8 protein-coding genes are annotated in these 8,358 nt (G+C 62.4%); 3 read left to right on the top strand and 5 right to left on the bottom strand.

Annotated elements, in window-relative coordinates:
* Nucleotides 1–28 precede the first annotated feature (28 nt).
* The 3 genes from V8J63_RS26135 to V8J63_RS26125 all read right to left on the bottom strand — a co-directional run bounded on the left by V8J63_RS26135 (nucleotide 29) and on the right by V8J63_RS26125 (nucleotide 4,645).
* The gene (locus V8J63_RS26135) at nucleotides 29–2,434 is read right to left on the bottom strand and encodes a glucose/quinate/shikimate family membrane-bound PQQ-dependent dehydrogenase (RefSeq protein WP_336464863.1); all 2,406 of its coding nucleotides are present in this window, start codon (nucleotides 2,432–2,434) and stop codon (nucleotides 29–31) included.
* 350 nt (nucleotides 2,435–2,784) lie between these two features.
* The gene (locus tag V8J63_RS26130; protein ID WP_336464862.1) at nucleotides 2,785–3,801 is read right to left on the bottom strand and encodes an NADP-dependent oxidoreductase; all 1,017 of its coding nucleotides are present in this window, start codon (nucleotides 3,799–3,801) and stop codon (nucleotides 2,785–2,787) included.
* A gap of 55 nt (nucleotides 3,802–3,856) precedes the next feature.
* On the bottom strand, nucleotides 3,857–4,645 hold the full coding sequence (locus V8J63_RS26125; protein ID WP_336464861.1) for an SDR family NAD(P)-dependent oxidoreductase: 789 nt from the start codon (nucleotides 4,643–4,645) through the stop codon (nucleotides 3,857–3,859).
* Nucleotides 4,646–4,784: 139 nt separating this feature from the next.
* On the opposite strand from V8J63_RS26125, the gene V8J63_RS26120 reads away from it, so the two are divergent.
* Entirely contained in the window at nucleotides 4,785–5,387 is a 603-nt protein-coding gene (locus tag V8J63_RS26120) for a TetR/AcrR family transcriptional regulator (protein WP_336464860.1), read from the top strand.
* Between the two features lie 5 nt (nucleotides 5,388–5,392).
* On the opposite strand, the gene V8J63_RS26115 is transcribed toward V8J63_RS26120, so the two are convergent.
* On the bottom strand, nucleotides 5,393–5,794 hold the full coding sequence (locus V8J63_RS26115; protein ID WP_336464859.1) for a response regulator transcription factor: 402 nt from the start codon (nucleotides 5,792–5,794) through the stop codon (nucleotides 5,393–5,395).
* A complete protein-coding gene (locus V8J63_RS26110; protein WP_160769473.1) occupies nucleotides 5,791–6,780 on the bottom strand; it encodes a response regulator in 990 nt (329 codons plus the stop codon). The genes V8J63_RS26115 and V8J63_RS26110 overlap by 4 nt, the downstream gene beginning before the upstream one ends.
* 891 nt (nucleotides 6,781–7,671) lie before the next feature.
* Here V8J63_RS26110 and V8J63_RS27910 point away from each other — a divergent pair.
* Both V8J63_RS27910 and V8J63_RS27905 read left to right on the top strand, forming a co-directional pair.
* On the top strand, nucleotides 7,672–7,725 hold the full coding sequence (locus V8J63_RS27910) for a hypothetical protein (RefSeq protein WP_371915174.1): 54 nt from the start codon (nucleotides 7,672–7,674) through the stop codon (nucleotides 7,723–7,725).
* Between the two features lie 211 nt (nucleotides 7,726–7,936).
* The coding region (locus V8J63_RS27905) for an AAA family ATPase (protein WP_442963545.1) at nucleotides 7,937–8,358 on the top strand (422 nt) is incomplete at its 3' end.

The following is an 8,358-nucleotide window of genomic DNA, read 5'->3' as shown; positions in this document are numbered from 1 at the left end:
TGGAGGAGGTTGGTGGTGCGGCAGCGAGTTACGGCAGGGCGTAGGCCATCACGTAATCGCCCCGATCGGTCGACTGGCGTGCGCCGCCAGCGGTGACGACGATGTACTGCTTGCCGGTCTTCGGCGAAACGTACGTCATCGGGCCGCCCTGGCTGCCGACCGGCAGACGGGCTTTCCAGACTTCTTCACCGTTGCCGCTGTTGAAGGCGCGCAGGTAGAAGTCCTGGGTGCCGGCAATGAAGATCAGGCCGCCCTGGGTCGACAGGGTGCCGCCGAGGGTTGGCAGACCGATCTTGATCGGCAAGTGCATGCGGATGCCCAGGGGACCGGTGTCTTCAACGGTGCCGACCGGAACCTGCCATGCGACTTTCTGGGTCTTCATGTCGATCGCGGTCAAGGTGCCGAACGGCGGCGCCTGGCACGGAATGCCGGCCACCGACAGGAAGCGGTTCTTGTTCACCGCGTACGGCGTGCCTTTGAGCGGCACAGCGCCCATGCCGGTGTTCAGCGCTTCGCCACCGCCAGCGGCCTGGCCTTTGTTCTGCGACGGGATCATCTGGATCCACAGACCCAGGCGCATGTCGTTGACGAAGATGAAACCGTGCACCGGGTCAGTGGAGATGCTGCCCCAGTTCATGCCGCCCAGCGAACCCGGGAAACTCAGCGATTTGTCGGTACCCGGTGCGGTGTACAGACCGTCGTAGCGCATGCTCTTGAAGTCGATGCGGCAGAGCAACTGGTCGTACGGCGTGGCGCCCCACATGTCCGATTCGGTCAGGTGCTGCGCGCCGATCTGCGGCATGCCCACGGATTTCGGCTGGGTCGGCGAGTACGGCTCGTTAGGGATGTTCGCGGCTTTCACCGGTACTTCCTTGACCTCGGTCAGCGGCTTGCCGGTGGCGCGGTCGAGCACATAGATCTGCCCGGCCTTGGTGCCGATGACCAGCGCCGGAACGCTTTGGCCGTCCTTGTCGAAGTCGATCAGGCTCGGCTGCATCGGCAGGTCGAAGTCCCACAGATCGTTGTGCACGGTCTGGAACACCCAGCGTTCTTCACCGGTGCTGGCGTCCAGCGCGAGGATCGAGGCGCCGTACTTGTGGTCCAGTTCGCTGCGCTCGACACCATAGATGTCGGTGGACGAGCTGCCCATCGGCAGGAATACGGTGTTGGTCGCCGCGTCGTAGGACATAGGCGCCCAGCTGTTCGGCGTGCTGCGCACGTAGGTTTTGCCGTCGGCTGGCGCGTTGCGATCCTGCGGGTTGCCCGGGTCGAACGCCCAGCGCATGGTGCCGGTGATCACGTCAAAACCACGGATCACACCGCCTGGCATGTCGCTTTGCACGTTGTCGGCAACACGACCGCCAACCACCACGGTGGTGCCAGCCATCAATGGCGCGGACGACAACTGATAGTAGCTGTCCGGAACATCACCCAGGCCGGCCTTCAGATCGACCTGGCCGTTGTTGCCGAAACCCTGGCAGAACTCGCCGGTGTCAGCATCGACCGCGATCAGGCGGGCATCGATGGTGTTGGTCAGCAGACGGCGCTGGCAGTTGGCAGCCGGCTCGGGTTTGGCTTCGATGATCGAAGAGTTGCTCGGCTGAGCGATGGTGACGGTGGCATCGAAATAGGCCATGCCACGGCAGCGCTGCCAGACTTTCGATTGCGCGTTGATCGCGTTCTTCCACAGCTCTTTGCCGGTGTCGGCATCGAGGGCGATCAGGTTGTTGTGCGGGGTGCAGATGAACACCTTGTTGCCGACCTGCAGCGGGGTGAGCTGGTCTTCGGCGCCGTTGCCATCGCTCTCGGCGACGTCACCGGTGTGGTAGGTCCACGCGACTTTCAATTTGTCGACGTTGTTGCGGTTGATCTGATCGAGCGCGGCGAAGCGGCTGCCACCTTCGGTGTTGCCGTAGTGCGCCCAGTCTTTCTGCGCCTTGGCCGGCTCGACCGGAGTCAGGCCCGGGCCAGTGCCAGTCGCGGCAACGGTTGGGTGAGCGACAAACATGTTGCCCGCCGCAACGGCCACACCGACCGCAAGCACAGCGGCCACGGCATACGCGCCACGACCGGCCACGCGGCCATTGGCGCGCGCCAGCAGCGGGTAGACCAGAGCGACGACCATACCGATGGCGCTGAACATGAACAGCCGCGAGAACACCGGCCAGAACACCAGCCCGGCGTCAGCCACGGCCCAGATCGCGGTGGCCACGAGAAATGCGCCGAACAGCCAGGCGCCTGCAGTTTTCTTCAGTGCGATCAGCACACCGGAAACGGTCATCGCCAGACCGCCGACCAGGAAGTACCAGGAACCGCCCAGGCTGACCAGCTTCACACCGCCGACCGCGAGCGCCAGACCGAGCAGGGCGATGATCACGCCAAGGCCGACCAGAATGAACGTTGAAACGCCTGAGACGCGTTGACTGTGGTTCACATTGAAAGTCCCGTTTGAATGAAGCGCGGGATTATAGCGGTAACTAACCATTCAGTTAACCGCAGTTTTGCCATGAAAACGTGCACTTCTGTGAATCAAGCGTGATGCAGGATGGGCAAAATGCAAGTTGAGAGGGGTTCCTCGACGTCTCGGCGGGGATGGCGAGTCGGGCTTGCAGTTGCAATGCGCATATACAAATACCGCGCTGAATTCACCCCTCACCCCAGCCCTCTCCCCGAGGAGAGGGAGCTGATTTGTGGGCTTTTTGGGATATATGTTCGACTCGGTATCTCAGGTCGGCGTTACCCGCGCATTCAGCTCGGTCAGTTCCTTCTCCCTCGGGGAGAGGGCTAGGGTGAGGGGCTTTTGAGGTTGGCCGCGATGGCAACCTTGCCCTTGGCCCGACCTTGTTCAACGTAGTGCAACGCGTCAGCTATCTGATCGAACGGAAAAGTACGATCAACCACCGGTTTGATCACTCCTGCCTCAATCAATGCAGTGATTTTTTGCAACTGAACGCCATCGGCACGCATAAACAGAAACGAATAACCCACCCCACGCTTGCGCGCCTTGCGCCGAATACTACTGCTGAGCAGGCGCATCACCAGCCCGAGCAGCCACGACAAACCCTGCTCCCGAGCGAACTGCGCAGTCGGCGGCCCTGACAGGGAAATCAGTTGCCCGCCCGGTTTCAACACCTTTAACGATTTCTCCAACACATCGCCGCCGAGGCTGTTGAGCACCACGTCGTAGTCGTGCAGTTCGCTGGCGAAATCCTGCTGCTTGTAATCGATCACCACATCAGCGCCCAGCGCCTTGACCCACGCGACATTCGCCGTGCTGGTCGTAGTCGCAACAAAAGCGCCGAGGTGTTTGGCCATTTGAATGGCGACCGTGCCAACGCCACCGGAGCCGGCGTGAATCAGCACCTTCTGGCCTTTTTGCACGTTGGCGACTTCGACCAGGGCCTGCCACGCCGTCAACGCCACCAGCGGCATGCAAGCCGCCTCGGTCATGGCGAGATTGGCGGGTTTCAACGCGATCGCTTGTTCGTCGACAGCGATGCGTTCGGCAAACGTGCCAATCCTGTTATCAGGCGCACGCGCATAAACCCCATCGCCCGGCTTGAAACGCTTGACCGCCGCACCGGTGCTGAGCACCACGCCGGCGACATCGTTGCCCAATATCAAAGGCATTTGATAGGGCAGGATCATCTTGAATTCGCCGCTGCGAATCTTCAGGTCCAGCGGATTGACGCTGCTGGCGCGCACTTCGATCAGCACGTCGTGAGCGCCAACCAGCGGTTCGGGCAGGTCGCCAATCCGGCCGTTCTGCTTGCCGTAGCGCTCGATGAAAAATGCCTTCATTACGGATGCTCTTGTCGGTAGGAACCCGCCGCGTTTGCAGCGGGTCCGGAAGGGCTCAGGCTTGAGTCAGATAACGCTGCGCCACCGCCGACTGGCGGATCTGCCCCAACAGCCCCTGACGCGCGGTTTGCAAGGCATCCCAGCGCTCGCCTTCGTGCAGCGGCGGGATGGTCACGACTTCGCGACGGTCGAAGCCGACCAGCGCGGCGTCGACCATATCGCCGACTTCCATGATGTCGGTGAGGGTGTTGATGTCGATACCGGCGCGGTCCCAGATTTCCGTGCGGGTGGCCGCAGGCAGCACGGCTTGCACGTATACGCCTTGTGGCGACAGTTCCAGGCTCAGGCCCTGGGAGAGAAACAGCACGAACGCCTTGGTCGCGCCATACACCGACATGCCGAACTCCGGCGCCAGGCCCACCACCGAGCCGATGTTGATGATTGCGCCGTCGCCGGCCTTGGCCAGACGCGGGGCGATAGCACTGGCCAGACGCACCAGCGCCGTGGTGTTCAGCGCGACCAGTTGCGCCACGCTGTCGGTGCTCTGCTCGATGAAGGTGCCGGACTGCGCGGCGCCGGCATTGTTGACGAGGATACCGATGCGCGCGTCGTCACGCAGACGCGCCTCGACGGTTTGCAGGTCGCTCAGTTGCGTCAGGTCGGCCTGTAGCACTTCGACATTGACGTTGTGTTCAGCGCGCAAACCGGCAGCAAGGGTGTCCAGGCGCGCCTGGTCACGGGCGACCAGCACCAGATCGTGCCCGCGTTGGGCGAAACGTTCGGCGTAGACCGCGCCGATGCCGGTGGAGGCGCCAGTGATCAGAACAGTAGGGCGAGTAGTCATGGTGTGGGCTCTTTGTCAGTTGAAGACTGATTGCGGGCCTTTAGGATGATGATCCAAATCTAAGCTGTCAACGGTTTTGATTATGGCCAACATCTATGTATCATCGGCCGATGAATTTTCAGCGCTGGAGGTATTCAACATGCGCGTATCCAAGGCCCAGGCTCAGGCCAATCGCGAGCACATTGTCGAAACGGCATCAGTGATGTTCCGCGAACGCGGTTATGACGGGGTCGGCGTGGCTGACCTGATGGCGGCCGCCGGTTTTACTCACGGCGGTTTCTACAAGCACTTCGGCTCCAAGGCCGACCTGATGGCCGAAGCCTCGGCCAACAGCCTGGCGCAGTCCACGGCCGCCGCCGAAAGCATGAGCGTGGAGGATTTCATCGACGTGTACGTGTCGCGCGAGCATCGCGATGGCCGCTCCACCGGTTGCACCATGGCAGCGCTGTGCGGCGATGCGGCGCGGCAGTCCGGGGATGTCAAAGCGGCGTTCGCTGAAGGTATCGAGCGCACGTTGCAGACGCTCGGCGAGAAATACCCGACGGCAGCGGATGCACCGCAAGGTGAGGGCCGAACCCGGATGATCGACCTGCTGGCCCGCGCCGTCGGGGCGATCATGCTGTCGCGAGCCTGCCCGGATGACTCGGCGCTGGCCGATGAGATTCTGGCGGTGTGTCACGCTTCGATGACTGAGTCGCTGCCCGCGATCAAAACTGCGGAAGAAGCCACGCAGGACAGCTGAAGCGATCAGTGCTGGCGGTGCAGGGCCTTGTCGAGTGCCGCCAGCAAAACCTCTTCTTCGAAGGGTTTGCACAGGCATTCAAACGCCTGGTAATGCCCGGACTCAGCCCGCGCCGCCTCGTCCCAATGGGCGGACATGCAGATCACCGGAAACTGTCGCGGCAGTTGGCGCATCACGTCGATGCCGGACAGGCCGGGCATGCGCAGATCCAGCAGCAGGCAGGCGATCTCGGCGAAGTCGGCTTCGGCGAGAAACGCTTCGCCACTGGCATAAACCTGCGCGCGATAACCGACCGAACGCAGCAGATTCGACAGGCTTTTGCGCACCGACGCGTCGTCATCGACGATGCAGACAATCGTCGGTGGGGTGTTTTCGATCGCCGTCGGGCGACCCGCCGGGGCGCTCACGACAGGCTCGATGGGCCAGGCGAAGGCGCAGCGCTGATCAGTCCGTAGAGTTCGACGAGGTTGACCAGCGAGCGGGTCTGCATCTTCGCCATGATGTGTTTGCGATGAACCTTGGCGGTCACTTCGCTGGTGCCCAACTGGTTGGCGATCTGTTTGTTCGACAGGCCACCGACAATCAGCGGCAGCACCTCGCGCTCACGCGGTGTCAGCTGCGCCGCCAGCTGCCGCACGTGCTGAACCCGTTGCCATTGATTGAAAGCAGTCGCGGCGTGTTGACGGGTGCTGCGCAGAATGCCGAGCAGTTCATCGTCATCGAATGGTTTGGTCAGGAACTCCACCGCGCCGGCCTTCATCGCCTGCACCGACATCGGAATCGTGCCGTGGCCGGTCATGAAGATCACCGGCCACGGCAAGCCGCGCTCGTTCAGCGCCGCCTGCAATTGCAGGCCTGTGGTTTCGGGCAGGCTGACGTCGAGCAGCAGGCACGCCGGGCCATTGGCGATGTCGGCCTCGAGCAGTTCTTCGGCGGACTGGAAAATCCGGTGCTCGATGCCTTCGGCGCGCAACAAGCGGCTCAATGCGCTGCGCACGCAGGCCTCATCGTCAACGATGAACACCGGCACCGATTGCGTATCGACCAACGGCGGCTGCGCCACCATCGGCGCCGAGGCCAGGGCGTTGAACACGGGCAGTTTGGGTTCGCGGTCTTTCAATAATCGGTAACCTCGACGGGCAACCGTCTGGATGATTTCTTTTTCCCCGAGCAGTTTGCGCAGCGAGGAAATCTGCACTTGCAGATTGTTCTCTTCGACGACGATGTCCGGCCAAACCTGATTGATCAGCTCGTCCTTGCTGACGATGCGCCCATCGGCCTGCATCAGTACCGAAAGTATTTCGAACGCCCGCCCGCCCATGCGCAAGGGCCGGCCATCGAGAAAGGCTTCGCGCCGTTCCAAAGAAATCGTGGCTTGGCCGAGTCGGATCATGCGGGCCTCTGCGTTGCGGTGAGAAGGACAGGGCGCGGGCGCCGGGTTATCAGGTTCGTACGCTAGGGGACGGCCTGGCATAAAGCAATTATCCCGAGGGATAAGACGTGCGCTTGTATAGCGCAAGAAACAGCCGCGCAAAGCTCTGGACGGCCATCTTGAGGCTGCGGACGGACATCAGCGCAGCGGCTGGCCCTCTGGCAAAAAAACGCTGGGTATACTTCGCCACCAGCCTGAATCCCATTTCCAGCGGTGAATGCGTATGCCCGGCCAGCCATCCTCCTCTGCAATTTCCCGCGTGGCCGATGCGCCGATGCTCGATGAAGCATGGCTGGAGAGCTGTCGGTTCAGTCTGCTGCGCCGTGACCATGAACTGACCTGGTTCAGCCTCGAAGACAGCCACTCGGGCCAGAGCTGGTTCGCCGTGCGTGCGCCGATCCAGCGTCCGGCGCTGTGCCAGCGGCTGGAGCGCGATTTCCATTTGCAGTTGCCTTCGCAGTGGGCGCTCAACCCGCTCGCGCTGATTCGCTCGGCGGACGGGCCGGTGTTGGTCTACCCGCAATGGGGCGCGCCGCTGGCTGGACTGATCGACGCCGCCGGCTTACCACTCGGACGGGTGCTGAATATCGCCGTCGCCGCCGCGAATGCGCTGGTCCACTCTCGCCATCCGGAATCACCGCAAAACCCTGTGGGAGCGAGCCTCCTCGCGAAAGCGTCATTCCAGCCGACATCACCCCTGACTGACCCACCGCTTTCGCGAGCAGGCTCGCTCCCACAGTGTTGTTTATTGCCTTGGCATCTGCTGGTCGATGCTGACGACAGCGTCAGGCTGATGGGCTTTCACACCCACGCGCAGGAAACGCCGGCGACTGAACTGCCGAGCCTGGAACACTGGCCTTATCTGGCGCCGGAACAGCTGCAGCGCGACGGCGTCGATTCCGATGAGCGCAGCGACGTCTATGCGCTGTCGGCAATCATCTACGAGGCGTTGACCGGGCGCCCGCCGCTGATCGCTCGCGACGCCTCGCAATGGCTGCATGTGCACGCCGCCGTCCAGCCTTTGTCGCCAGGGCAATACCAACCCGACCTGCCGCAAGGCATTTGTCATGTGCTGCTCAAGGGCCTGGCCAAGGAGCCGGACGCGCGCTATCAAAGCATGGAATCGCTGGCCGCCGATCTGACCTGGTGCCTGCGGCAATGGCAGAAAAAAGGCCAGATCGAAGCGTTCCGCCTCGGTGCATTCGATGCTCGCGCAACGGCCACGCGCGGCGATGTGCTGTTTGGTCGTGATGACGAACGTCAGCAACTGCTTGAACAGATCCGGCGCGTGCGCAGCGACGGCATCGCTCGCGTGCTGCTGGTTGCCGGCGCACCGGGAGCGGGGAAGTCGACGCTGATCCAGCAAGTCCTGCGTAGCCAGGCGCCCGGTTATTGGGCCAGCGGCAAGATCGAACTGCTGAGCAATGACCGGCCCTTCGCGCCGCTGGCGCAGATTTTTCAGTCTCTGATCAGCCAAGTGTTGACCAAGCCCACGCTGGCCTTGCAGGCCTTGGCCGAGCAACTGCGCGAAACCCTCAA

The sequence above is a fragment of the Pseudomonas sp. CCNWLW23 genome, assembly GCF_037095675.1.
In the GTDB taxonomy this organism is placed as follows: domain Bacteria; phylum Pseudomonadota; class Gammaproteobacteria; order Pseudomonadales; family Pseudomonadaceae; genus Aquipseudomonas; species Aquipseudomonas atacamensis.
Note: the sequence above shows the minus strand (reverse complement) of the source record. Positions and strands in the feature narration are given on the sequence as shown.

Excerpts from the sequence above, each read along its gene's own strand:
- V8J63_RS26125 (WP_336464861.1), bottom strand. The coding sequence starts at position 4,645 with ATGACTACTCGCCCTACTGTTCTGATCACTGGCGCCTCCACCGGCATC.
- V8J63_RS26110 (WP_160769473.1), bottom strand. The coding sequence starts at position 6,780 with ATGATCCGACTCGGCCAAGCCACGATTTCTTTGGAACGGCGCGAAGCC.
- V8J63_RS26130 (WP_336464862.1), bottom strand. The coding sequence starts at position 3,801 with ATGAAGGCATTTTTCATCGAGCGCTACGGCAAGCAGAACGGCCGGATT.
- V8J63_RS26120 (WP_336464860.1), top strand. The coding sequence starts at position 4,785 with ATGCGCGTATCCAAGGCCCAGGCTCAGGCCAATCGCGAGCACATTGTC.